The organism is Rugamonas brunnea, from assembly GCF_014042345.1.
Lineage (GTDB): Bacteria > Pseudomonadota > Gammaproteobacteria > Burkholderiales > Burkholderiaceae_D > Rugamonas > Rugamonas brunnea.
The window spans coordinates 95,047-119,770 of sequence record NZ_JACEZT010000009.1; the positions used below are offsets into that span (position 1 = coordinate 95,047).

Consider the following 24,724-nt stretch of genomic DNA (forward strand, 5'->3'; position numbering starts at 1 on the left):
TCCGCAACTTCGTCATTCCCGCGAAAGCGGGAATCCATACTGAGCCACTAGTCACGCGGCCTATGGGCTCCCGCCTGCGCGGGAGCGACGTCCTCTCTTAGCGGTTACCTTGTCTTCGGGCGCTCAGTTGGCGCCGGCCGCGAACCAGGCGCCGAGTTCGGCGCGTTCTTCCGGCGTGATGTTGGTCATGTTCCCGATCGGCATAGCCTTTAGCACCACGGCTTGCTGGTTGACCTTGGCCGCGTTCTGGTGGATCAGCTCAGGGGTGTTGAGCATGATGCCGGCCGGCGCGGTGGCGAAGCCGGGCTGGGTCGGCGTGGCCGAGTGGCAGCTCACGCAGCGCTGGTTGATGATGGCTTGCACACGGCCGAACTCCGGCGCCGCCACGGCGGCCGCATGTTCATCGCCGCTCACGCCGCCTTGGGCGATCTGCGCAGCCTGTGCGGCGGGACGGGGTGCGATCACGATGGCGACGGCCAGCAGGATGGCGCAGCCGGCGGCCGGGAAGCCCCAGGCGGTGCGGCCGTGGTGGCGCAGGTTGAAGAAGTGGCGGATCAACACGCCGGCGGCGATGATGGCGCCCAGCAGCGCCCAGCTGTAGGCGTGGCTGTAGGTCATGGCGTAGTGGTTGCTGATCATGATCAGCAGCACAGGCAGCGTGAAGTAGTTGTTGTGCACGGAGCGCTGCTTGGCCTTCTTGCCATGGATAGGATCGGGCGACTCGCCGCGCTCCATGGCCTGCACCAGCTTGCGCTGGCCGGGGATGATCAGCATCAGCACGTTCCCGACCATCATGGTGCCGATCATGGCGCCCACGTGGATGTAGGCGGCGCGGCCGCTGAGGAAGTGGGTCAGCACATAGGCCATGGCGACGATGAACACGTACATGACGACGGCCAGCAAGCCTTCGCGCTTGCCCAGCGGCGAGCGGCACAGGGCGTCGTACACGATCCAGCCGAACAGCAGGCTGCCCAGGCCGACGGCGATGGCCTGGCCCTGGCTCAGATCGGCCACGGATTTATCGATCATCATGGCCGAGGCGTTGAAGTAGTAGACGATGAACAGCAGCGAGAAGCCCGACAGCCAGGTGGCATACGCTTCCCATTTGAACCAGTGCAGGTCCGACGGCAGTTCGGCCGGCGACACCAGGTATTTCTGCGGGTTGTAGAAGCCGCCACCGTGCACGGCCCACAGTTCGCCCGACACACCCTTCTTGGCCAGGTCGGAACCGGGCTTGGGCGGACGGATGCTGTTGTCGAGCCAGACGAAGTAGAAGGACGCGCCTATCCAGGCGATCCCCGTGATCAGGTGCAGCCAACGCACCAATAGATTGAGCCAGTCCACGCCATATGCGAGCAGTTCCATGTCTTCCTCTTGATTGGATTTAAGCTCGTCTGCCACCGCGGGCGCTCCAGACGATTGGGACTTGGTCCCTGTTGGCCGCGAACTGTTGAGAGCTCCGCTGCGACCGGTTTGAAGACCACACACTGCGGTGCGTGGTATGGGCTGAACGATAAAACTAATTCTGGCCTTTCACATTGGAATCGACGTATATTAAAAATAGGAACAAAGTTATACACAGATAAAGTCATGGCCCAATTACCCGATCATTTAGACCTGCACCTGATCCGCATCCTGTACCTGCTGCTGTGCGAAAAGAACGTCTCGCGCGTGGCGCTCAAGCTGGACCAGCCGCAGCCCTCCATCTCCGCCTCGCTGCGCAAACTGCGTGAATTGACGGGCGATCCGCTGCTGGTGCGGGGCGGCCGGGGCATGGTGCCGACCCAGCACGGCGAGAGTTTGAAGAAGCCGGCCAAGCGCATCCTGGACGAGGTGGGGCAGCTGTTTTTGCAGAAAACCCCGTTCGTCTCGATGGAGGAAAGCCGCACCTTCCGCATCGGCGCGCCGGACTACCTCGACATTCAATTTTTGCCGACGGTTGTGGCGCGCTTGCGACGCGAGTCGCCGAAAAGCCGCATCATCATCCAGAGCCTGGGGGCGGAAGTGGACTCGATCCGCATGCTGTCGGACGGTGATCTGGACCTCATCATCGGCAACTGGCAGGAGCCACCCGAGCATCTGCACCTGTCACGCCTGTTCGAAGACCCCATCGTGTGCGCCCTGCGCGCCGATTCGCCCTACGCCAAGCGCACCGACGCCAACGAGATGACGGTGGACGACTATCTGAGCCTGCCCCACGTGGCGCCCTCGCCCACGCTGCCCGGCTTCCACGGCGTGATCGACAGTTTCCTGGCCGAGCACGGGCTGGAACGCAACGTGATGGTGGAATCGGCCTATTTCAGCCTGATCCCGCACATGCTCACGCAAACGGACCTGGTGCTGACCACGGGCCGCCAATACCTGCGCTTCTACGAGCGCAACCTGCCGATCAAGGTGTACACCGTGCCGCTGCGCTTCCCGCCGATGCGCTTCTACCAGCTATGGCACGAGCGCGTGCACCAGGCCCCCGAGCACAAATGGCTGCGCGACCAGATCACGCAGGCCGCCGCCGCCCTAAGCGGCAATGCGGCCAAAGGATCAGACCCCAGGGGCTGACCCGCAAGCGACGTCCCGTGGCAGGCAGGCAACACTTGCCATATCCGCATACTGAACCTCCTTATGTTCAGTTGCTTATATATCAGCCCCGCCGTGCCTATACTATTCTTCATATACCAAGGCCGGCGCCAGGTCCCATGCGCCGGTCACGATAGCTGAGGAGACAGGCTGGTGGGGCCGCCTGCACAACAATGACGATCACTCTCGAACACCTGAACCACTGCAGCGCCGAGGAATTCACCCGGCTGCTGCACGGTCTGTACGAACATTCGCCCTGGATCCCGGAACGCGCCGCCGCCAGCCGTCCCTACGCCACCGTCACCGCCCTCAAACAGGCGCTGGAACAGGTGGTGCGCCAGGCCACCGTGGACGAACAACTGGGCCTGGTGCGCGCCCACCCGGAGCTGGCCGGCAAGGCCGCACTGGCCGGCACGCTGACGGCCGAGTCGACCGGTGAACAGGCCAAGGCCGGCCTGACCCAATGCAGCGCCGAGGAACTGGCCACGCTGCACCGCCTCAACGCGGAATACAACGCCCGCTTCGGCTTCCCCTTCATCCTCGCGGTGAAGGGCCCGACCGGCAACGGCCTGACGCGCCAGGAAATCATCGCCCACTTCACGCGCCGCCTGCGCGCCCAGCGCGACGATGAACTGGCCGAATGCCTGCGCCAGATCGGCCGCATCGCCGCCATGCGCCTGAACCAGTTGATGGACCTCTCGTTCCACTTCGGCCCGACCATTATGGCCTGGTCCGAGATCATCGGCGCCTGGAGCGACGATCCAGACAACCTGACCTGCGCCTACATGACGCCTGCCCACCGCAAAACGGCCGCCCAACTGGCCGAGTGGATGAAGGAAGCGGGCATGGAAGTCCATATCGACCCGGTCGGCAACGTGGTGGGCCGCTACCTGTCGGAACGCCCCAACGCCAAGACCCTGATGACCGGCTCGCACTACGACACGGTGCGCAACGGCGGGAAATACGATGGCCGCGAAGGCATCCTGCTGCCGGTCGCCGTCGTCAAATACATGCATGAACGCGGCGAACGCCTGCCCTTCCACCTGGAGATCATCGGTTTCTCGGAAGAGGAAGGCGTGCGCTATCAAAGCACTTTCCTCGGCAGTAATGCCATCATCGGCCAGTTCGACATGGCGCTGCTGGACAAGCAGGACGCCCAGGGCATCACCATGCGCGAAGCGCTGACCGAAGCCGGTCACGATGTGAGCAGGATCCCCAGCATCGGCCGCAAGCCGGAAGACGTGCTGGCCTTCGTCGAAGTCCATATCGAACAAGGCCCGGTGCTGCTGAACCGCGACCTGCCGGTGGGCGTGGTCAGTTCCATCGCCGGCAGTTGCCGCTACCAGGTCGAGCTGACCGGCCTGGCCAGCCACGCCGGCACCACGCCCATGACCATGCGCAAGGACGCCGCCGCCGCCGCCGCCGAAATCGTGCTGTTCGTCGAGCAGCGCGCCAGCCAGGCGCCGTCGCTGGTGGGCACCGTGGGCCAGTTGCAGGTGCCCGACGGTTCCGTCAACGTGATTCCGGGCGCGTGCAAGCTGTCGCTCGACATCCGCGCCGCCGACGACGCCACCCGCGATGCGGCCGTGGCCGACATCCTGAACCAGGCCGAGGCCATCTGCGCCCGCCGCCAGGTGGAAATCAAGGTCACGAAGATCATGTCCGCCCCGGCGGCGCCGTGCGCGCCATGGCTCGTGCGCCAGTTCGCCGCCGCCACCCAACGGTCCGGCGTGGACGTGTTCGAGCTGCCGTCGGGCGCCGGCCACGACGCGATGGCGCTGGCCCGCATGACCGACGTGGCCATGCTGTTCACGCGCTGCGGCAACGGCGGCATCAGCCACAATCCGCTGGAAACCATGACTGCCGACGATGCCGAAGTCTCGGCCCAGATCTTCCTGGACTTCCTGCGCTATTTCGAGCCGAAATCCTGATCGTTTTATCAGACGCAAACGATACAAAAGCAGATTTCTATAATTTATTGAACATAGTAGCCATGGCGGCCCCGATATTGGTGAGGGGGCCGCTGGCTGCTAACCTGTGCAAACAGCATCAGTTCAACAGCGCGGAGCATCCATGTCAGAACCTATCCGATTTTTCTATCGCGGCGAAGTCCACACCGTCGCGCAAGGCGCACCGACCCGTACCCTGCTCCAGCACCTGCGGGAAGACCTGCACTGCACCGGCACCAAGGAAGGCTGCGCCGAAGGCGATTGCGGCGCCTGCACCGTCGTGGTGGCCGAGCTTCAGCCCAATGGCGAAGTGGCCATGCAGTCGGTGAACTCCTGCATCCAGTTCGTCCCCACGCTCGACGGCAAGGCCGTCTTCACCGTGGAAGACCTGCAGCAAGCCGACGGCGCACTGCATCCGGTGCAGGAAGCGCTGGTCGAATGCCACGGCTCCCAGTGCGGCTTCTGCACGCCCGGCTTCGCCATGTCCCTGTGGAGCCTGTACCTGAAGCAGGAAGGCCAGACCGAAGCGCCCTGCCGCAAGACCATCGACGAAACCCTGTCCGGTAACCTGTGCCGCTGCACCGGCTACCGTCCCATCATCGACGCCGCGCGCCGCATGGGCGAACTGCCCGCCGTGCAGTTCGACCGCGCCGCGCTCAAGACGGCGCTGCAAGCCCTCCAACGTGACGCCATGTTCAGCTACAGCCACGACGGCCAGACTTTCTACGCCCCGCGCACGCTGGCCGAACTGGCCGCGCTGCGGGCCGACAAGCCCAACGCCACCATCGTGGCCGGTTCCACCGACGTGGGCCTGTGGGTCACCAAGCAGATGCGCGACCTGGGCGACATGATCTATGTCCGCATGGTCAAGGAACTGCACGACATCGAAACGCGCGACGGCATGCTGCACATCGGCGCGGCCGTGAACCTGAACGACGCTTACGGCGCCGTCTGCGAACACTACAAGGACGAGCTGACGGAAATGTGGCAGCGCTTCGCCTCCCAGCCTATCCGCAACACGGGCACGCTGGGCGGCAGCGTCGCCAATGGCTCGCCCATCGGCGACTCGGCGCCGTGGATGATCGCGCTGGGCGCAGAAATCGTGCTGCGCAGCGCCCAGGGACAGCGCGTACTGCCGCTGGAGAAGTTCTACCTCGATTACATGAAGAAGGACTGGCAGCCGGGCGAGTTCGTGGAGGCGGTGCGCATTCCGCTGCCGCGCCAAGGCGTCCAGTTCCGCACCTACAAGCTGGCCAAGCGCTACGACCAGGATATCTCCGCCGTGTGCGGCGCCTACGCCATCACGCTGGACGACGCCGGTATCGTCGGCGACGCCCACATCGCCTACGGCGGCATGGCCGCCACCTCGCGCCGGGCGCCGCAAGCCGAAGCAGCCCTGAACGGCAAGCCGTGGAATGAGCAGAACCTGCTTCTGGCGATGGCTGCCCTGGCCAAGGACTACACCCCGCTGACGGACATGCGCGCCAGCGCCGACTACCGCATGAAGACGGCCCAGAACCTGCTGCGCCGCTTCTGGCTGGAGACGCGCCCCGACGGCGCCATGCCCATCCAGTCGATCAACGCATTCAACTACGCTGAAGGAGGCGCCGCAGCATGAACAGCAAAACGGAAGCTTTCCTGACCCAGCAAGTACCGATGGCCTGGGCCGAAGTGGGCAAGTCCCACAAGCATGAATCGGCCGTGCTGCACGTGCTGGGCGAAGCCACTTACACCGACGATATCCCAGAAGCGCAAGGCACGCTGCACGCCGCGCTGGGGCTGTCGTCCAAGGCACACGCCAATATCCTTTCGATGGATCTTGAGCCGGTGCGCCGCATGCCCGGCGTGGTGGCCGTGTACACCCACAAGGATATCCCGGGCACCAACGACTGCGGCCCCATCATCCACGACGACCCTATCCTGTCGCCGGGACTGGTGCAGTATATCGGCCAGCCCATCTTCATCGTCGTCGCCAAGAGCCACGAGCAGGCGCGCCGCGCCGCCCGCAAGGCCGTGATCGAATACGAGGAACTGCCAGCCATCCTGACCCCGCAGGCGGCGCGCGATGCGCAATCGTTCGTGGTGCCGCCCATGCACCTGGCGCGCGGCGACGCGCAGGCGGCCTTCGAACGCTCGAAGCACCGTCTCAAGGGCGAGCTGCAGGTGGGCGGCCAGGAGCAGTTCTACCTGGAAGGCCAGATCGCCTACGCCGTGCCGAAGGAAGGCGACGGCATGCACGTCTACTGCTCGACCCAGCACCCGACCGAAATGCAGCACGTGGTGGCGCACGCCCTGCACCGCCATTCGCACGACATCGTTGTCGAATGCCGCCGCATGGGCGGTGCGTTCGGCGGCAAGGAATCGCAGTCGGCGCTGTGGGCCGCCTGCGCTGCCATCTCAGCCGCGCGCACCAAGCGTCCCGTCAAGCTGCGCGCCGACCGCGACGACGACATGATGGTGACCGGCAAACGCCACTGCTTCTACTACGAATACGAGATCGGCTACGGCGACGATGGCCGCATCAGCGCCGCCAAGGTGCAGATGGTGTCGCGCGCCGGTTTCTCGGCCGACCTGTCGGCCCCGGTGGCCACGCGCGCCGTCTGCCACTTCGACAACACCTACTACCTGGGTGACGTCGACATCCGCGCCATGTGCGGCAAGACCAACACCCAGTCCAACACCGCCTTCCGTGGTTTCGGCGGCCCGCAGGGCGCCATCGCCATCGAATACATCGTCGACGAGATCGCGCGCAACCTGGGCATGGATGCGCTGGACGTCCGCAAGATCAACTTCTACGGCCGCAACGACGAGGAAGGCCGCAACGTCACGCAGTACGGCCAGAAGATCGTCGACAACGTGATCCACGAACTGGTGGAACAACTGGTCAGCGAGAGCGACTACCGCAAGCGCCGCGACGAGATCAACGCCTTCAATGCCACCAGCCCCGTGCTCAAACGCGGCCTGGCACTGACCCCGGTCAAGTTCGGCATCGCCTTCAACGTCACCCATTTCAACCAGGCCGGCGCGCTGGTGCACGTGTACACGGACGGTTCGGTGCTGGTCAACCACGGCGGCACGGAAATGGGCCAGGGCATCAACACCAAGGTATGCCAGGTGGTGGCGCATGAACTGGGCATTTCCCTGGACCTGGTGCGCGCCAGCGCCACCAACACCAGCAAAGTGGCCAACACCTCCGCCACGGCCGCTTCCACGGGCGCGGACCTGAACGGCAAGGCCGCGCAGGATGCCGCGCACACAATCCGCAAGCGCCTGGCCGAATTCGCCGTCAAGCTGCACGGCGGCGCGGTGGAGGATGTGCGCTTCGAGGCAGGCCAGATCGTCGTCAACGGCAGCGCCGTGCCCTTCCCTGAACTGGTGCAAAAAGCCTACATGGCACGCGTCCAGCTGTGGTCGGACGGCTTCTACGCCACGCCGGGTCTGCACTGGGACCCGAAAACCATGAGCGGCAACCCGTTCTCGTACTATGCCTACGGCGCCTCCGTGTCGGAAGTGGTGGTCGATACGCTGACCGGGGAATGGAAGCTGCTGAAAGTGAACGCGCTGTACGACGCGGGCCAGTCGCTCAACCCGGCGATCGACGTGGGCCAGGTGGAAGGCGCCTTCGTGCAGGGCATGGGCTGGCTCACCACCGAGGAACTGTGGTGGAACGCCAGCGGCAAGCTGATGACGCACGCGCCGTCCACCTACAAGATCCCCGGCGTGTCGGACTGCCCGGAGAACTTCGATATCCGCCTGTTCAAGAACCGCAACGTGACCGACAGCATCCACCGTTCCAAGGCGGTTGGCGAACCGCCGCTGCTGCTGCCGTTCTCCGTGTTCCTGGCCATCCGCGATGCCTGCTCCAGCGTGGCGAACCACAAGTTCAACCCGCCGCTGCGCGCACCGGCCACCAGCGAAGCGATCCTGAACGCCATCAGCGCCGTGCAGGAACTGGCGCAAGGCTGAACGACATGGCCAACGATCTGTCCTCCCCGACCGACGCGCTGGTGGCCGCCGCCGCGCTGGCCGAGCCGCGCGTGCTAGTGACGGTGGCGCAGGTGGCCGGCTCGGCGCCACGCGAGGCGGGCGCCAAGATGCTCGTCACCCGGGCTGGCGCCTACGACACCATCGGCGGCGGCCACCTGGAAATGCGCGCCACCGACATCGCCCGCGAGATGCTGGCCATGCCGGCCGGTTCGTTGGCGGCGCAGCGGCGGCTCGAACGTTTCCCGCTCGGTCCCAGCCTGGGCCAGTGCTGCGGTGGCGTTGTGCATCTGGCGTTCGAACGCGTCATGCCGGAGGCGGACGCGCATTTCGCCACGCTGGTGCGGCGCAAAGGGGAAGGACGCGATAGCTGGCGCCTGCTGCCACTTGGCTCCACGGAGGCGGCCAGCATGTACGACGCGGCCGGCCTGCGCCTGTCCGGCAACGGCCCCGCCCTGCTACCCCTGCCCGGCTCCGGCCACGGCGCCGAATGCACGCTGAGGCTGGACGACGAGGGCCGCCAGTGGCTGGTTGACGCCTGCCTGCCGTACCGCCCGCGCCTGTACCTGTTCGGCGCCGGCCACGTGGGCGCAGCCATCGTGCGCGCGCTCGCGGAGCTGCCATGCCAGGTGGTGTGGATCGACGAACGCGAGGACATGTTCCCGTCCGCCCTTCCGGCCAATACGCGCATCGAGGCGACCGACACGCCGGAAGCCGTCATCGAAGAAGCGCCGGCTGGCGCCAGCTTCCTCGTACTCACGCACAGCCACGCGCTGGACCAGCAACTATCCGAACATATCCTGCGCCGCACGGACTTCACGTGGTTCGGCCTGATCGGATCGGCCACCAAGCGTGTACAATTCGAACGACGCCTGTGCGAGCGTGGCATCCCGGCCGAGCGCATGGCAGAGATGACTTGCCCGATCGGCCTGCCCGGCATCCGCGACAAGGCGCCCGCCGTCATCGCCGTTTCCGTCGCCGCGCAACTGATGCAAGTATGGGAGGCGGCAGCGCATGCCCAAGCCCATGTCTTGCCAGCGGACACCAACACAGCGCCGGCCAGTAAGCCAACCCAGGACAACCCATGCATCGCCTGATTCTTTCCATGTCGCCCGCCCAGCAGGCGCTCTCACTCTCCGGCAGCGCCGGGGCGGGAGCGTCGCATCGCTGTATATCCCACTAGCCGCCGCGCTAGCTTCCGCTTTACCATCGCCGTCGTTCCCGCGAACGCGGGAACCCATACGCCGTCCCGATACCAGCGGCCCATGGATTCCCGCCTGCGCGGGAACGACGGGCAACGAATTCTCAACGCATTCAAGCATCGACAGTTTCAAGGAATTATCATGGCAAGCACACCCACGTCCGGCACCTTCCAGGCCTACCGCGCCGGCCTGCTGCACTTTAACGACGATCCGGCCTACCACGCCAACGCCCACCACTGGCACGAGGACGGCCTGTTGATCGTCAACGACGGCAAGGTCCACATGGCAGGCGACTACGCCCAACTGGTGCACCTGCTGCCCGAGGGGACGCCCGTGCACGACTATCGTGGGAAGCTGATCACTCCCGGCTTCATCGACACCCACGTACATTACCCGCAGACGGACATGATCGCCTCGCCCGCACCGGGCCTGCTGCCCTGGCTGGAAAAGTACACCTTCCCCACCGAGCGCAAATTCGCCGACCCGGCGCACGCCACCAGCGTGGCCAGCTTCTTCCTCGATGAACTGACCCGCTGCGGCACCACCACCGCCATGGTCTACTGCACCGTGCACCCGCAATCGGTGGATGCCTTCTTCGGCGAGAGCCAGAAGCGCAACCTGCGCATGGTGGCCGGCAAGGTGCTGATGGACCGCCATTGCCCCGACTTCCTGCGCGACACGGCGGAATCGGGCGTACGCGAAAGCGAAGAACTGATCAAGCGCTGGCATAACAATGGCCGCCAGCTGTACGCGATCACGCCCCGCTTCGCGCCCACCTCCACGGAAGCCCAGCTCGAAATGGCGGGCGCCTTGGCCAAGGCCTATCCGGACACCTTCCTGCAAACCCACGTGGCGGAAAACACGGACGAAGTGGCTTGGGTCAAATCGCTATTCCCCAACGCCCGCAGCTACATGGACGTGTACGACCACTACGGCATGCTGCGCCCGCGTTCCATGTATGCGCACTGCATCTGGCTGGACGACGCCGACCGCGCCCGCATGGCCGACACCAAATCCGCCATCTCGATCTGCCCCACGTCCAACCTGTTCCTCGGCAGCGGCCTGTTCGACTTCGAACGCGCCGACGCGGCGCAAGTTCCGCTGTCGCTGGCCACCGACGTCGGCGGCGGCACGTCGTTCTCCATGCTGCAGACGATGAACGAAGCCTACAAAGTCGCACGCATGGGCGGCACCTACCTGCAAGCGATGCGCATGTTCTACCTGGCCACGCTGGGCGGCGCCCGCAGCATGCAGCTGGAAGGTACGATCGGCAATTTCGCACCGGGCACGGAGGCGGACTTCGTGGTGCTCGATCCGAAGGCCACGCCGCTGCTGGCGCGCCGCACGGAGCGCACCGAGAGCCTGGAAGAACTGCTGTTCGCGATCGCGCTGCTGGGCGACGACCGCACCGTGGCCGCCACCTACGCGGCCGGCAACCGTGTGCATCAACGCGAGGACTAATCATGGACCGGCTCTGCAACGAAGGCAGGGCCGCGCTGCCCACGCCCGGCGTGACCAGCGCGGCCGAATGGCAAATCCGGATCGACCTGGCCGCCTGCTACCGCCTGTGCGCGCTGTACGGCTGGGACGACGTGATCTACACCCACATCACCGCCGCCATCCCGGACCAGCCCGGCCATTACCTGATCAATCCTTTCGGCCTGCGCTTCGATGAGGTGCGCGCCTCCAACCTGGTCAAAGTCGACCACGCGGGAAATATCGTCTGCCGTTCGGGCCATCCCGTCAACCGCGCCGGTTTCGCGCTGCATGCCGCCGTACATGGCGCGCGGCCAGAACTCGGCTGCGTCATGCACCTGCATAACGCCAACGCCATCGCCGTGGGCGCCCAGGAAGAAGGCTTGCTGCCGCTGTCATCCCACGCGCTGCGCTTCTACCAGCAACTGGCTTACCACGACTACGAGGGGCTGGTGCTGACCATGCCCGAAGCGGCGCGGTTGGTGGAACGGCTGGGCGCATTTCCCGCACTGCTGTTGCGTAACCATGGCTCGCTCGTGTGCGGCCGCACGGTCGCAGAAGCCTTCGTGCGGATGGAAACGCTGGACAAGGCTTGCGGTTTCCAGCTCAAGGCCCAGGCGGGCGGCGCGCCGTTGCACACGCCGCCACATGCCATCTGCGCCCAGGCCCAACGCGACCTGGAGGCTGGCGGCGCGCTGGAAGGCACACTGGAATGGCCTGCGCTCCTGCGCAAGCTCGATCAACTCAGCCCGGGCTACCGTGGCTGAATCAACTGGCTGCATCAATTGGCCGTATCAACGACGAGGAGACACTATGCCCACCATTAACGTCCAGGTTTTCGAGGGGCGCACGCCGGAACAGAAGCGCGCGTTCGTCAAGGCCGTCACCGAAGCGACCGTGAAAACGCTGGGCGCCACGCCCGAATCGGTCGACATCATCATCCACGAGTTGAAGAAGGAAGACTGGGCCACCGCCGGCATCCTGTGGTCGGACCGGTCCTGAGCCGGGGTCATACCGACGGGCCGGGTCTATAATCTCGCTTTGACGCCAATTGACGAGGAGCGAAATGACCTGGCTGGTTTTTAAATACCTGATGACGTCGGCCGTGGTGGTGGCCGTTTCAGAGTTCGCCAAACGCAGCGACAAACTCGGCGGGTTGGTGGCCGCTCTGCCGATGGTGACCTTTCTCGCCCTGATCTGGCTGCACGTCGAGCATCAACCGGAGCAGAAGATCGCCAACCATGCGTGGTACACCTTCTGGTACGTGGTGCCCACGCTGCCGATGTTCCTGGCGTTTCCCGCCCTGCTGCCGCGCATCGGTTTCTGGCCCACGCTGCTCGCCTGCGCCGGCATCACGATCGCCTGCTTCGGCGCCTTCGCGCTGCTGATGCGCCGCTTCGGCATCGATCTGCTGTAAGCGCGGCTGGCGACGCGCCAGCCTTCATCCCCACACCACCGCGCGCTGCTCGCCATACCATGCCGCCATGCGCTCGGAAGCCTGCGCCTCGATCTGCCTGCGCTTGATTTTCATGGTCGGCGTCAGGCAACCGTTCTCGATTGACCAGGGATCATGCGCCACCACCAGCATCTGCAGCCGCTCATAGCTCGGCAACTGGGCATTTACGTCCTTGAGCATCGTCAGCAATTCCTGCTCCACGCGCATGCGCTCAGCCGGGTCGCCCAGCTGGCCACGCAGGTGCTCGGTCAGCACCACCAGCGCATAGGCCGCCGGCTGGCCTACGCCGGTGACCATCGATTGCTCCACCAGGGGATGGGCGTTGATCAGGTTTTCGATCGGCGCCGGTGCCACGTATTTGCCCTTGGCCGTCTTGAACACTTCCTTGAGCCGGCCCGTCAGCTTGAGCAGGCCGTCCGGGCGCCGCTCGCCCTGGTCGCCGGTGCGGAAAAAGCCGTCGGCCGTGAAACTCTCGGCGTCCAGCTCGGGGCGCTTGTAGTAGCCCACCATGCGGCCCGGCGATTTGATCAGTACTTCATGATCGTCATTGATGCGCACTTCCACACCATCGAACGGAATGCCGACATAGCCGGGCGCATTGTGTTCAGCCGTGGAGATGTGCGACAGCGCGAAATCCTCGCTCATGCCATACCCCTCCATCAAGTTCAGGCCCAGGCGCCGGTACCACGCGATCAGCTCCGGCGGTGTGGGCGCCGAACCGCTGCCGGCCAGCCGCACATGGTTCAGGCCCAGGCCGGACAACACCTTGTGCCCCATCAGTTTGCCCACCAGCGGAATACCAAGCAGGAAATCGAGCAACTTGGGCGGGATTTTTTCGAACACACCCAGCTGGAACTTGAGCCACAGGCGAGGCACGGACAGGAATAACGTGGGCCGCGCGCGCTTGATATCGTCGACGAAGGTCTCCAGGCTTTCGGCAAAATACACATGGCAGCCCGCCACCATGCTGCAGCACTCGATGTACGAGCGTTCGACCACGTGGGCCAGCGGCAGATAGGAGAGATAGCGGTCGTCCGGACCGCAATCGATGGTCTCGGCCATGATTTCAGCGGCCCGCGTGACGTTGGCAAAGCAATGCATCACGCCCTTGGGCTGGCCGGTGGAGCCGGACGTGTACACCAGCATGGCCAGCTCGTCGCCGTCGCGCGCAGGCTTGCCCGGCAATGGCGACTGGGCCGCCACCAGCGCATCCCAGCTCTCGCCCGCGTTGGCCGGCGCCAGCGGAAACGCGATGCGCGGCATGGTGGCGGGCACGCCTCCAGCCTGGTGGCTCCAGTTATCGAGCTTGCCGACGAAGAGCAGCTTGCTGTCGCTGTGTTCGAGCACGAAGCGTATGGTGTCCGGCTCCTCGGTGGGGAAGATTTCGACGGTGGCGCATCCGGCCATCCAGATCGCCAGTTCGGCGATGAAGCAGTGGGCGCAATTCTTCGACAGGATGGCGATGTGGCTGGCCGGCGGCAGGCCGAGCGAACGCAGATGGGCAGCCATGCGGCGGGCCTGCTCCATGCATTGCGCCCACGTGTAGTCGATCACCTGGCCGCCGCCGATGGGCTGGGTCAGATAGACCTTGCCCGGCGTGGCCTGCTCATGGGCATAAGCGTAATCGAGCAGCGTCTTGGTGCGCGTGGCTTTCATGGTATTCGCTCCTCCGGCCTGGGTCGGCATGACGGCCGCTGGAACGCGGCACTATATGGTGATGCTGCCATGAAAAAATTGCCAAAGCAACAGCACCATATCAAGTGCCCGTCCTCAGGCGCCCTGCTCCAGCCGGCGCTTCAACGCCTGCAGCACGTCGGGGAAGTCGCCCGTGACCATGGGGCCGAATTCGGCGGCGGCTGGCCCGCTGATCTCCGTGCTATACGAGACCCGGGTGCGGCCCGGCCCCAGCGCAGCGATGCGGTGATGGACCACCACCCGCGTGCCGTCGATCACGGTTTCGTCCGTGAAGCCGGCGTTTTCCTCCACCGCCAGCAGGGTGCTGGTGAACGGCTCGGAGCCCGGCGGCTGCATGTCGAACGTGGTGCCCTGCGTGAACGGGCCATGGATGGCGATGCGCTCGATGCCGGCATTCCACTGCTTCCAACCAGGGACATCGGCGAACAACTGCCATACCTGGGCCGGCGTTGCGGTGGTTTCGATGCTCTCTTCATGTGTCCACATAACTCTCCTCTCAATCAGTACGGTCAGGCCCGGACGGGTGTGAGGATATTGTCACGACAACATTAATTAAGCAACATCATTTTGCACGGGTGAGGCCCAGCACCAGCCAGACCGACAGCACGAACGGCAGCGTGTAGAAATCCAGTCGCAGGGCAGCGCCCACGGCACACAAGGCGATGCTGGCGACACCGCCGGCGCAGCGCCAGCCCCAGTGCCGCTCGTGCACCGACAATCCAAGCACCGTCAGCGTGCTGTTGACACCCGCGCCGGTGGCGACGGCCCCCAGTGGCGCCGCCGGGGCGACCAGCGGCGCAAGCGACAGCACGCACCAAGCCAGCGCCGCACCGCCCAGGGTCCACGCGCCCCAAGGCCAACGCCCGCGCGCCAACGCCGCCCACAGCAACAACCCGAGTGCGCCCATCCCGATGAAACTGGCCTGCCCGATCGCGCAGAAGACATACGCGAACGGCGCCATGCCGCATCCTGCCGCTGCCCGCGCCCCGTGCAGTTCCAGACCAAGCGCCGGTCCGGCGGCCTTGGACAGCCACATGACGAGCACGAACAGGAAGGTCAGCGGCGGCCATCCGAGACGCGCCATGGCCCGGGACAGCAAGGCCGTCGCGATACCGGCAAGGACGATCCAGCACAGCAGCGCCACATTGAACTGCCATGTAACACACAAGCCAACGCCGGCCAGCGCGCCATTGAAGCCGTACAAGCCGGCATCGCGCCCGGCCTGCGGGAAGTTCAGCAACCATGCGGTGCCGCTGGCGGCGCCCACGCCCAGCAGGCAACCGGCCGCCAGGGCCGGCGCCGTCAGATACAGGCAGCCCAGGAGCAGCGCCCCGAACAGCGGCGAGGACTGGAAATATATCTGGCCGATACCGGCGAGCGGCCCGCGCATCAAGCCGCGGCCGCGTCCTGCGTGGGCCAGATCTGGGCGATGCGCAACAGGTTGGTGCTGCCCGGCTGGCCGAACGGCACGCCCGCCGTAATGGCGATCTGGTCGCCCGGCTTGGCGAAACCTTCCGCCAGTGCGGCCTGGCAGGCCGCCGCCACCATGCGTGCCTCGTTGCGCACGTCGGGACTGACGGTGGTGTGCACGCCCCAGGCCAGCGCCAGCCGCCGCGCCGTGGACAGGTTGGGCGTGATGCTGAGGATGGGCGCCATCGGCCGCTCGCGCGCCGCCCGCAAGCTGGTGTGGCCGGAGCTGGTGTAGGTCACCGTGGCCACCGCGCCCAGGATGCCGGTCACGTCGCGCAGGGCCGAGCAGATCGCGTCGCCGCTGTTGGGCAGCGGCGCCTGGTTCTGCGCGGCGATCATCTGGCGGTACAGGGGGTCCTTCTCCACTTCGCGGATGATGCGGTCCATGATGCTGACGGCAGCCGTAGGATAGGCGCCGCTGGCCGATTCGGCGGACAGCATCACGGCGTCGGCGCCGTCGTAGATGGCGCTGGCCACATCGGAGGCCTCGGCGCGGGTGGGCACCGGCGAGGAGATCATCGATTCCAGCATCTGGGTCGCGATCACGATAGGCTTGCCGTGCTGGCGGCAGGTGCGCAGGATGCGCTTCTGCACGCCCGGCACGCGCTCGGGCGGCAATTCCACGCCCAGATCACCGCGCGCCACCATCACGGCGTCCGAGGCGGCCACGATCGCGTCCAGCCCGTCCAGCGCGGCCGGCTTTTCCAGCTTGGCCAGCAAGGCGGCGCGGTTGCCGATGATGGCGCGGGCCTGGTGCAGGTCTTCCGGCCGCTGCACGAACGACAGCGCCACCCAGTCCGCGCCCATGTCAAGCGCGAAGTCCAGGTCGCGCAAGTCCTTCTGGGTCAGCGCGGGAATCGGCAGCACCACGTCGGGCACATTGACGCCCTTGCGGTCCGACAGCACGCCGCCGGTGACGACGCGGGTGCGGATCGCGCGCTTGTCGGCGCTGCGGCCTAACACGGCCAGCCGCAGCTTGCCATCGTCCAGCAACAGCGACTGGCCGGCGTCGATCACCTCGAACAGTTCCGGGTGCGGCAGGCAGACGCGCGTGCCGTCGCCGGGCGCGGGGTCGCGGTCGAGCGTGAATTCGGCGCCTTCGGCCAGCGTCACCTTGCCGGCGGCGAACTGGCCGACACGCAGTTTGGGACCTTGCAGGTCGGCCAGGATGGCGATGGGCCGCCCTGCTTCGCGCTCGATCTGGCGCACGATGTCGCAGCGGGCCTGGTGGTCGGCGTGGCTGCCGTGGCTGAAATTGAAGCGGAACACGTCCGCTCCCGCGTCGAACAGGGCTTTGATTGCCTCTTTGGTACTGGTGGCTGGGCCGAGCGTGGCCACGATCTTGGCCTGGCGTTGACGTCGCATGTTGTCTCCGTTATTCGTTGTAGTGTGTTCGCGGCCGGGCTTACAGCACCAGCACGGCGCGGAAGTCGTTGACGTTGGTCCGGGTCGGGCCGCTCACCACCAGGTCATCGAGTGCGCTGAAGAAGCCGTAACCGTCGTTGTTCTCCAGCAGGGTGCGGGCGCGCAGGTCCTTTTCGGCCGCGCGCGCCAACGAATCCGGGGCGTACAGGGCGCCGGCGTTGTCTTCCGAGCCGTCGATACCGTCCGTATCGCAGGCGACGGCATGGATGCCGGGATGGCCATCGAGCGCCACCGCGAGGCTGAGCAGGAATTCCGCATTGCGCCCGCCGCGCCCGGAACCGCGCACCGTCACCGTCGTCTCGCCGCCCGAAATGATCACGCACGGGCGCTGGAACGGCTGGCCGCGCGTGGCCACCTGTTTGGCCATGGCCGCGTGGACCAGGGCCACGTCGCGCGCTTCGCCTTCAATCCCGTCGGACAGGATGTAGGGCGTGATACCGGCCGCGCGCGCATGGCTGGCCGCCGCCTCCAGCGCATCCTGGGCGATGGCGATCACGTGGTGCTCATTGCGGGCGAAGCGCGGATCATCGGGCTTGGGCGTCTCGCCGGCGCCCGTCTCCAGGTGCTCGCGCACGCTGCCGGGAGTGTCGATGCCGTACTTGCGCAACACCGCCAGCGCGTCGGCGCAGGTGGTCGGATCGGGCAAGGTGGGACCGCTGGCGATCACGCCGGGGTCGTCGCCGGGCACGTCCGAAATCAGCAGCGTGACCACGCGCGCCGGCGCGCAGGCCAGCGCCAGCCGGCCGCCCTTGATGGCCGACAGGTGCTTGCGCACGCAGTTCATCTCCGAAATCGTGGCGCCGCTCTTGAGCAAAGCGCGGTTGACGGCCTGCTTCTGCTCCAGCGTGATGCCGGGGGCGGGCAGCGCGAGGAGCGACGAGCCGCCACCCGAGATCAGGCACAGCACCAGGTCGTTCTCGCTCAGGCCGCGCACCATCTCCATCATGCGGCTGGCGGCGCGCCGGCCGGCTTCGTCGGGCACCGGATGGGCGGCCTCGATCACTTCAATGCGCTGGCAATCGACGCCGTGTTCGTAGCGCGTGACCACCAGGCCGGAAAGGTCGCCCTTCCAGTGCTGCTCGACGGCGCGGGCCATGGCGGCCGCGCCCTTGCCGGCGCCGATCACCAGCGTGCGGCCGTTGACGGGCGGTTCGGGCAAGTAGTCGGGCAGGCACTTGGCCGCGCTCACAGCGTCCACCGCGCTGCCATACAGGTCCAGGAGGAATTGACGTGGATTCAAGGTACTCATCCGGTGTGCTTTCTAAAAAAATGCGGCGACCGTCAGGCGCAGGGAGTTGCGGGCCGCCGCATGCAAGGTAACAGGGCCAGGGCGCGATCAGGCTTCCGCGATCTGGTGATTGGACATGATCTCGATGGCGCGGCACAGGGCCGAGTGGTCCATGCCGCCCAGACCATTGGCGGCGCAGGCGTTCATCAGCTCCTGGGCCATGGCCGTATTCGGCAGCGACACGCCCATCGTCTTCGCGCCCTGCAGCGCCAGGTTCAGGTCCTTCTGGTGCAGCTCAATGCGGAAGCCGGGGTTGAAGGTGCGCTTGACCATGCGCTCACCGTGCACTTCCAGGATGCGCGAGTTGGCGAAGCCGCCCATCAGCGCCTGGCGCACCTTGGCCGGATCGGCGCCGGCCTTGGAGGCGAACAGCAAAGCCTCGGCCACGGCCTGGATGTTGAGCGCCACGATGATCTGGTTGGCCACCTTGGTGGTCTGGCCATCGCCGTTGCCGCCCACCAGCGTGATGTTCTTGCCCATCAGTTCGAACAGCGGCTTGACGGTCTGGAAGGCTTCTTCCGAGCCGCCCACCATGATGGTCAGCGAGGCCGCTTTGGCGCCCACTTCGCCGCCCGACACGGGCGCATCCAGGTATTCGCAATCGAGCGCGTTGATCTTCTTGGCGAACTTCTTGGTTTCGATGGGCGAGATCGAGCTCATATCGACCACGATGGTGCGCGGACGCAGGCCTTCAGCCACGCCTTTTTCACCGAACAATGCGGCTTCAACGTGCGGCGTATCGGGCACCATGATGATGATGATGTCCGACCGCATGGCCACTTCGGCGGCCGAGGTGCAGACCGTGGCGCCGCCTTCGATCAGGGCGAACGGCGGGTTCTTGATATCGTGCAGGAACAGCTTGTGGCCGCCGTTCAGCAGGTGTTGCGCCATCGGTGCGCCCATGATACCCAGACCAATAAATCCAACTCGAGACATGATGATTTCCTTTGCTAGTGTGATGTATGTGACGTTGTGACCTGCCGTTACAGTCCATGGGCAGCGCGCCAGCCCAGTCCTTCCAGGGTGGTGGTGCGCGGCTTGTATTCGCAGCCGATCCAGCCGTCGTAGCCAAGCGCGGACAGATGGCCAAACAGGAAGCGGTAGTTGATCTCGCCCGTGCCCGGTTCGTTGCGGCCAGGGTTGTCGGCCAGTTGCACATGGCGGATCAGCGGCAGGTTGGCCTTGATCGTGTTCGCCAGCTCACCCTCCATGCGCTGCATGTGGTAGATGTCGTACTGGATGAACAGGTTGTCCGACCCGGTTTCCCCGATGATGCTGGCGGCCTGGCTGGTGCGCGACAGGAAGAAGCCGGGAATATCGAAGGTGTTGATCGGTTCGATCAGCAGGCGGATACCCTCCTCCTTCAGCGCGGCGGCGGCGAACGTGAGGTTGGCCACCACGGTGCGATGCGCCGCCTCCTGGCTGACGCCGGGCGGGACGATGCCGACCAGGCAGTTAAGCTGCTTCACGCCCAGCTGTTTGGCGTAGCTGATGGCCGTGTGGACACCGGCGCGGAATTCCTCTACCCGGTCCGGGTGGCAGGCGATGCCGCGCTCGCCGGCTTCCCAGTTACCGGCCGGGAGGTTGTGCAATACCAGTTCCAGCTTGTTCTCCTGCAGGCGCTGGGCCAGATCTTTCGCCTCGAAGGCATAGGGGAACAGGAATTCCACAGCTTCGAATCCGGCCTTGGCAGCCGCCTCAAAGCGGTCCAGGAACGGGACTTCGTTAAACAGCATCGTCAGATTGGCGGCGAGCTTCGTCATTTCACTTCCTTTCGTATCCGGTAGGTGATGCTTCAGTCGAGCAGCGCGATGGCGGTGGGTGCATCCGATGCCTTCAGCGCCAGCTCCTCAAACTCGTTGATGTTGTTGATGTCCACGCCCATGGCGATATTGGTCACGCGCTCCAGGATCACTTCGACCACCACCGGCACCTTGAATTCCTCCATCCAGTCGCGGGCCTGGGTGAACGCGGCCGGCAGGTCGTCGGCATTGGTGACGCGGATCGCCTTGCAGCCCAGGCCTTCCACCACGGCCACGTGATCGACGCCGTAGCCGTTCAGTTCCGGCGAATTGATGTTCTCGAACGCCAGCTGCACGCAGTAATCCATATCGAAGCCGCGCTGCGACTGGCGGATCAGGCCAAGGTAGGAGTTATTCACCACCACATGCAGGTAAGGCAGCTTGAACTGCGCGCCCACGGCCAGCTCTTCGATCATGAACTGGAAGTCGTAGTCGCCCGAGATGGCCACCACCTTGCGCTGCGGGTCGGCCGCGGCCACACCCAGCGCCGCCGGGATGGTCCAGCCCAGCGGACCGGCCTGGCCGCAGTTGATCCAGTGGCGTGCGTTGTACACGTGCAGGAACTGCGCGGCGGCGATCTGCGACAGGCCGATGGTGCTGACGTAGCAAGTGTCGCGACCGAACGCCTTGTTCATCTCCTCGTAGACGCGCTGCGGCTTGACCGGCACCTGTTCAAAGTGGGTCTTGCGCTGCATGGTGCGCTTGCGGTCCTGGCACTGGGCCACCCAGGCGGAACGGTCTTTCAGCTTGCCAGCTGCCTTCCATTCGGTCGCCACCTCGATCATCAGCTTGAGCGCGGCGCCGGCGTCGGACACGATGCCGAAGTCCGGGCCGAACACGCGGCCGATCTGGGTCGGTTCGATATCGATGTGGACAAACTTGCGATCCTTGGTGTAGACCTCGATCGAGCCGGTATGGCGGTTGGCCCAGCGGTTGCCGATGCCGAACACAAAATCGGAGGCGAGCAGGGTCGCGTTGCCGTAGCGGTGGCTGGTCTGCAGACCGACCATGCCCACCATCAGGCGGTGGTCGTCGGGAATGGCGCCCCAGGCCATCAACGTGGGGATCACCGGGATGCCGGTCAGCTCCGCGAACTGCACCAGCAGGTCGGAGGCGTTGGCGTTGATCACGCCGCCGCCGGCCGTGATCAGCGGGCAGTCCGCTTCATTCAGCATGGCCAGCGCTTTCTCGATCTGGGCGCGGGTGGCCTTGGGCTTATAGGCTTCCAGCGACTGGTAGGTGTCCGGGTCGAATTCAATCTCGGCCATCTGCACGTCAAACGGCAGGTCGATCAGCACGGGGCCGGGACGGCCGGAACGCATGATGTGGAAGGCCTGCTGGAACACCATCGGCACCAGCGCCGGCTCGCGCACGGTCACGGCCCACTTGGTCACCGGCTTGGCGATCGATTCGATATCGACGGCCTGGAAATCCTCCTTGTACAGGCGGGCACGCGGAGCCTGGCCGGTAATGCAGAGGATGGGTATGGAATCGGCTTGGGCCGAATACAGACCCGTGATCATGTCCGTGCCGGCCGGGCCGGAGGTGCCGATGCACACGCCGATGTTGCCGGCCTTGGCGCGGGTGTAGCCCTCGGCCATGTGCGAGGCGCCTTCCACGTGGCGCGCCAGGATGTGCTTCGCGCTGCCCTGCTTCTTCAACGCCGCGTAGAATGGGTTGATTGCGGCACCCGGTACGCCGAATACCTGGTTCACGCCTTCCTTTTCCAAAACGATTGCTGCTGCCTGCGCTGCCGTCATGCGTGCCATGCTGTACTCCCTTGTATGTGTAAGGATTGACTGATGAATGGATGCTACCGGCAAAAAGCGGCGGTGATAAGAAGACAAACTCTCGCTTTATTCGATACTGGAAATATCGAATAACTGTGGAATAATGTGGATATGGACAAACTCACCCAAATCGAAGCCTTCGTGGAAGTGGCCGAAAAGGGCAGCCTGGTGCGCGCCGCGCTGGGCCAGCACATCACGCCTGTGATGCTGGGCCGCCGCATCGACGCGCTGGAAAAGCGCCTCGGCGTGAAGCTGATGCACCGCACCACGCGGCACCTGACGCTGACCGAGCAAGGCACGCTGTATCTCGATCATTGCCGCAAGCTGCTGGCCGACCTGGGGCACGCGGACCGCATGGTGTCTGAAGGCCGCCACCGCGCCACCGGCCACCTGACCGTATCCGCGCCGGCCGCGTTCGGGCGCAAGCACGTGGCGCCGCACGCGGCAGGCTTCGTGCGCGCCCACCCGGACGTGCAGATCTCGTTCAACCTGACGGACCGCGTGGTGGACCTGGTGCGCGATGGTTACGACGTCGGCATCCGCATCGGCGGCGTGATCGACCCCAGCTTCGTCGCCGTCAAACTGGCCAGCAACCGCCGCGTGGTGTGCGGCACGCCCGAATACTTCGAGCGCCACGGCATCCCCCGCACGCTCGATGACCTCGCGAACCACAACTGCCTGGCCTTCAACCTGCAGGGCGGCCAGCAACGGGGCTGGTATTTCCAGGACCAGGGCAAGCAGGTCACGGTAAGGGCCGACGGCAACCTGAATTGCAACGACGGCGAACTGCTGCACCGCTGGGCGACGGAAGGCCTGGGGCTGGCGTGGCGCTCATCGTGGGAAATCCAGGCGCAACTGGCCTCGGGTGAACTGATCACGGTGCTGGACGACTACGCCCTGCCCCAGTACGACATCATGGCCGTCTACCCCCAGCAGCGGCACCTGCCGGCCAAGGTGCGGTTCTTCATCGACATGCTGAAAGAAGTCTACGCGCGCCCCGATTATTGGCTAAAGTGACAGGAAGCGGCATGTTGGCCAGTGCGACCGGTTCCGCCCCTTGCGGCGGCGGGCAAAGGGCAGTAGTCTCTCGCATGACTTCCACACTCAGTGGCAACCCGCTCAAGATTCACGGAGACACCTATGAAAAAGACAACTAGCTCGCGCCGGACCATGCTGGTCGGCTCGCTGGCGACGGCAGCGGGCGCCCTCGCCGCCAGTGCCACGGCGGCCACCCCGGCTCCAGCCAAATCGACCGCCTACAAGGCCCTGTTCCAGGTCAGCGACGACGACCCAAAAAAGTGGAACCAGACCCTCAATAACATCAAGAACCTTCAGCAGGATCTGGGCGCGGCCAATGTGACGATCGAAGTCGTCATCTTCGGGCCTGGCATCGGCATGGTGAAGATCGAGTCCGAGGTGGGCAACCGCGTGCAGGAAGCGATCGATGCGAAGGTGTCGGTGCTGGTGTGCCAGAACACCATGCGCGGCGCCCATCTGACGCCGGAAGACATGCAGGCGCGCGTGGCCTATGTGCCGGCCGGCGTCGGAGAAATCGTCCGCCGCCAGGCCGAAGGCTACGCCTACATCCGTTCCTGATCACACCACCACGACCAGCTTGCCGCAGGCCGCGTTGCGCTCCATGAGCGCGTGCGCCTCGGGCAACTGGTCCAGCCCGAACACCTTCCCCGCGCGCGGACGCAAACGTCCCGCCTCCACCATCCGCACCATCGCCTGCATCGGCACGGCGCCCAAGGGGTAGTTCGCACCGCCAAATTCGAAGCTGCCGAAGAAGCTCAAATGCACGCCACTGCGCATCTGGCTTAGCGGATTGAAGCTCTCCATGGGCGCCATCCCGCCCAGGAAACCGGCCAGGCACACCCTGCCTCCGGGCCGCGTCACCCGCATTGAATCGAGCACCGTGCTGTTCCCCAGCAGATCGAGCACCGCGTCGAATGGCTCGCCGTCCCAGCCGGATTCGCACAGCGCGCCTTCCGCCACGATCACCTGTTCCACGCCCATCTCCCGCAATGCCGCCTGATGGGACGACTGGCGCGTCGTCGCGCTCACCCGCGCCCCCGATTGCACCGCCAGATCGATGGCCGCCGTGCCCAGGCTGGACGTGCCGCCCCGCACCAGCAACCGTTGGCCCGGCCGCAGGGCCAGATTCCCGTGCAGGCAAGTCCACGCCACGGCATAGGCTTCCGGCAGCAACGCCAAGGTCGCCCAGTCGAGCACACTGTCGACCGGAACAACATTCTCGCGCCGGACGGCGACATATTCCGCGTAGCTGCCGTTGATCGTCCGCCCCATGCCGCCCATGCAGGCCATCACGGCCTGCCCCGGCGCCAGCAAGCCACAGGGGTCCTCCTTCACCACGCCCACGCATTCGATGCCGCTGATCGCCGCGGCATCTCCCCATTCACCGCGTCGCATATAGAGTTCCGCCCGATTCAAGCCGAACGCGCGGACCGTGATCAGTACGTCGTCCGAACCAGGAACCGGGTCATCCACCTCACGCAGCACCAGCATTTCTGGTCCACCATACGCTTTGCGCACTATCGCTTTCATCGTTTCTGCTCCTGCAGTTGTTGATCGAGCCGCCAGCTTAAGAGG

Annotated in this window: 21 protein-coding genes; 11 read left to right on the top strand and 10 right to left on the bottom strand. The window is 65.3% G+C overall.

Features of this window, described 5'->3' with window-relative positions:
* Nucleotides 1-123 precede the first annotated feature (123 nt).
* On the bottom strand, nucleotides 124-1,365 hold the full coding sequence (locus tag H3H37_RS14860; protein ID WP_182163808.1) for a urate hydroxylase PuuD: 1,242 nt from the start codon (nucleotides 1,363-1,365) through the stop codon (nucleotides 124-126).
* 225 nt (nucleotides 1,366-1,590) lie between these two features.
* On the opposite strand from H3H37_RS14860, the gene H3H37_RS14865 reads away from it, so the two are divergent.
* The 9 genes from H3H37_RS14865 to H3H37_RS14905 all read left to right on the top strand — a co-directional run bounded on the left by H3H37_RS14865 (nucleotide 1,591) and on the right by H3H37_RS14905 (nucleotide 12,602).
* Nucleotides 1,591-2,556, top strand: coding sequence for a LysR family transcriptional regulator (locus H3H37_RS14865; RefSeq protein ID WP_182163810.1), 966 nt, complete (start codon nucleotides 1,591-1,593; stop codon nucleotides 2,554-2,556).
* A 191-nt stretch (nucleotides 2,557-2,747) separates the two neighbouring features.
* The gene (locus H3H37_RS14870; protein ID WP_182163812.1) at nucleotides 2,748-4,505 is read left to right on the top strand and encodes an allantoate amidohydrolase; all 1,758 of its coding nucleotides are present in this window, start codon (nucleotides 2,748-2,750) and stop codon (nucleotides 4,503-4,505) included.
* 142 nt (nucleotides 4,506-4,647) lie between these two features.
* Nucleotides 4,648-6,141, top strand: a complete 1,494-nt coding sequence (gene xdhA / locus H3H37_RS14875; protein WP_182163814.1) for a xanthine dehydrogenase small subunit — start codon at nucleotides 4,648-4,650, stop codon at nucleotides 6,139-6,141.
* Nucleotides 6,138-8,489 carry a xanthine dehydrogenase molybdopterin binding subunit gene (xdhB, locus tag H3H37_RS14880; RefSeq protein WP_182163816.1) on the top strand — a complete coding sequence of 784 codons (2,352 nt, stop codon included), beginning with the start codon at nucleotides 6,138-6,140 and terminating at the stop codon, nucleotides 8,487-8,489. The genes xdhA and xdhB overlap by 4 nt, the downstream gene beginning before the upstream one ends.
* A 5-nt stretch (nucleotides 8,490-8,494) precedes the next feature.
* Nucleotides 8,495-9,604 carry a xanthine dehydrogenase accessory protein XdhC gene (xdhC, locus tag H3H37_RS14885; RefSeq protein WP_182163818.1) on the top strand — a complete coding sequence of 370 codons (1,110 nt, stop codon included), beginning with the start codon at nucleotides 8,495-8,497 and terminating at the stop codon, nucleotides 9,602-9,604.
* Nucleotides 9,605-9,850: 246 nt separating this feature from the next.
* Nucleotides 9,851-11,170, top strand: coding sequence for a guanine deaminase (gene guaD / locus H3H37_RS14890; RefSeq protein ID WP_182163820.1), 1,320 nt, complete (start codon nucleotides 9,851-9,853; stop codon nucleotides 11,168-11,170).
* Between the two features lie 2 nt (nucleotides 11,171-11,172).
* On the top strand, nucleotides 11,173-11,952 hold the full coding sequence (locus H3H37_RS14895) for a class II aldolase/adducin family protein (RefSeq protein WP_182163822.1): 780 nt from the start codon (nucleotides 11,173-11,175) through the stop codon (nucleotides 11,950-11,952).
* On the top strand, nucleotides 11,834-12,187 hold the full coding sequence (locus H3H37_RS26050; RefSeq protein ID WP_182163824.1) for a 4-oxalocrotonate tautomerase: 354 nt from the start codon (nucleotides 11,834-11,836) through the stop codon (nucleotides 12,185-12,187). The genes H3H37_RS14895 and H3H37_RS26050 overlap by 119 nt, the downstream gene beginning before the upstream one ends.
* A gap of 64 nt (nucleotides 12,188-12,251) precedes the next feature.
* Nucleotides 12,252-12,602 (top strand): DUF3147 family protein, encoded by a 351-nt coding sequence (locus H3H37_RS14905; RefSeq protein ID WP_182163826.1) that lies wholly within the window; start codon nucleotides 12,252-12,254, stop codon nucleotides 12,600-12,602.
* 24 nt (nucleotides 12,603-12,626) lie between these two features.
* On the opposite strand, the gene H3H37_RS14910 is transcribed toward H3H37_RS14905, so the two are convergent.
* From H3H37_RS14910 to gcl, 8 genes are all read right to left on the bottom strand, one after another.
* Nucleotides 12,627-14,297: an AMP-binding protein gene (locus tag H3H37_RS14910; RefSeq protein ID WP_182163828.1), complete on the bottom strand. Its 1,671-nt coding sequence runs from the start codon at nucleotides 14,295-14,297 to the stop codon at nucleotides 12,627-12,629.
* A 114-nt stretch (nucleotides 14,298-14,411) separates the two neighbouring features.
* Nucleotides 14,412-14,822 (bottom strand): SRPBCC family protein, encoded by a 411-nt coding sequence (locus H3H37_RS14915; RefSeq protein WP_182163830.1) that lies wholly within the window; start codon nucleotides 14,820-14,822, stop codon nucleotides 14,412-14,414.
* 76 nt (nucleotides 14,823-14,898) lie between these two features.
* The gene (locus tag H3H37_RS14920; RefSeq protein ID WP_182163832.1) at nucleotides 14,899-15,726 is read right to left on the bottom strand and encodes an urea transporter; all 828 of its coding nucleotides are present in this window, start codon (nucleotides 15,724-15,726) and stop codon (nucleotides 14,899-14,901) included.
* Nucleotides 15,726-17,171, bottom strand: a complete 1,446-nt coding sequence (gene pyk / locus H3H37_RS14925; protein ID WP_182163834.1) for a pyruvate kinase — start codon at nucleotides 17,169-17,171, stop codon at nucleotides 15,726-15,728. Before pyk ends, H3H37_RS14920 begins: the two co-directional genes overlap by 1 nt.
* 40 nt (nucleotides 17,172-17,211) lie before the next feature.
* Nucleotides 17,212-18,480, bottom strand: coding sequence for a glycerate kinase type-2 family protein (locus tag H3H37_RS14930; protein ID WP_182163836.1), 1,269 nt, complete (start codon nucleotides 18,478-18,480; stop codon nucleotides 17,212-17,214).
* Between the two features lie 87 nt (nucleotides 18,481-18,567).
* The gene (locus H3H37_RS14935; protein WP_182163838.1) at nucleotides 18,568-19,455 is read right to left on the bottom strand and encodes a 2-hydroxy-3-oxopropionate reductase; all 888 of its coding nucleotides are present in this window, start codon (nucleotides 19,453-19,455) and stop codon (nucleotides 18,568-18,570) included.
* Nucleotides 19,456-19,502: 47 nt separating this feature from the next.
* Entirely contained in the window at nucleotides 19,503-20,282 is a 780-nt protein-coding gene (hyi, locus tag H3H37_RS14940) for a hydroxypyruvate isomerase (RefSeq protein ID WP_182163840.1), read from the bottom strand.
* Between the two features lie 32 nt (nucleotides 20,283-20,314).
* Nucleotides 20,315-22,090 (bottom strand): glyoxylate carboligase, encoded by a 1,776-nt coding sequence (gene gcl / locus H3H37_RS14945; RefSeq protein WP_182163842.1) that lies wholly within the window; start codon nucleotides 22,088-22,090, stop codon nucleotides 20,315-20,317.
* Between the two features lie 132 nt (nucleotides 22,091-22,222).
* Here gcl and H3H37_RS14950 point away from each other — a divergent pair, with 132 nt between their 5' ends.
* A complete protein-coding gene (locus tag H3H37_RS14950; protein ID WP_182163844.1) occupies nucleotides 22,223-23,128 on the top strand; it encodes a LysR family transcriptional regulator in 906 nt (301 codons plus the stop codon).
* 123 nt (nucleotides 23,129-23,251) lie between these two features.
* Complete coding sequence (locus H3H37_RS14955; RefSeq protein ID WP_182163846.1) at nucleotides 23,252-23,707, top strand: DsrE family protein; 456 nt, start codon at nucleotides 23,252-23,254, stop codon at nucleotides 23,705-23,707.
* Here the strand turns inward: H3H37_RS14955 and H3H37_RS14960 are convergent, their stop codons facing one another.
* Entirely contained in the window at nucleotides 23,708-24,679 is a 972-nt protein-coding gene (locus H3H37_RS14960) for a zinc-binding dehydrogenase (RefSeq protein ID WP_182163848.1), read from the bottom strand.
* Nucleotides 24,680-24,724 lie beyond the last annotated feature (45 nt).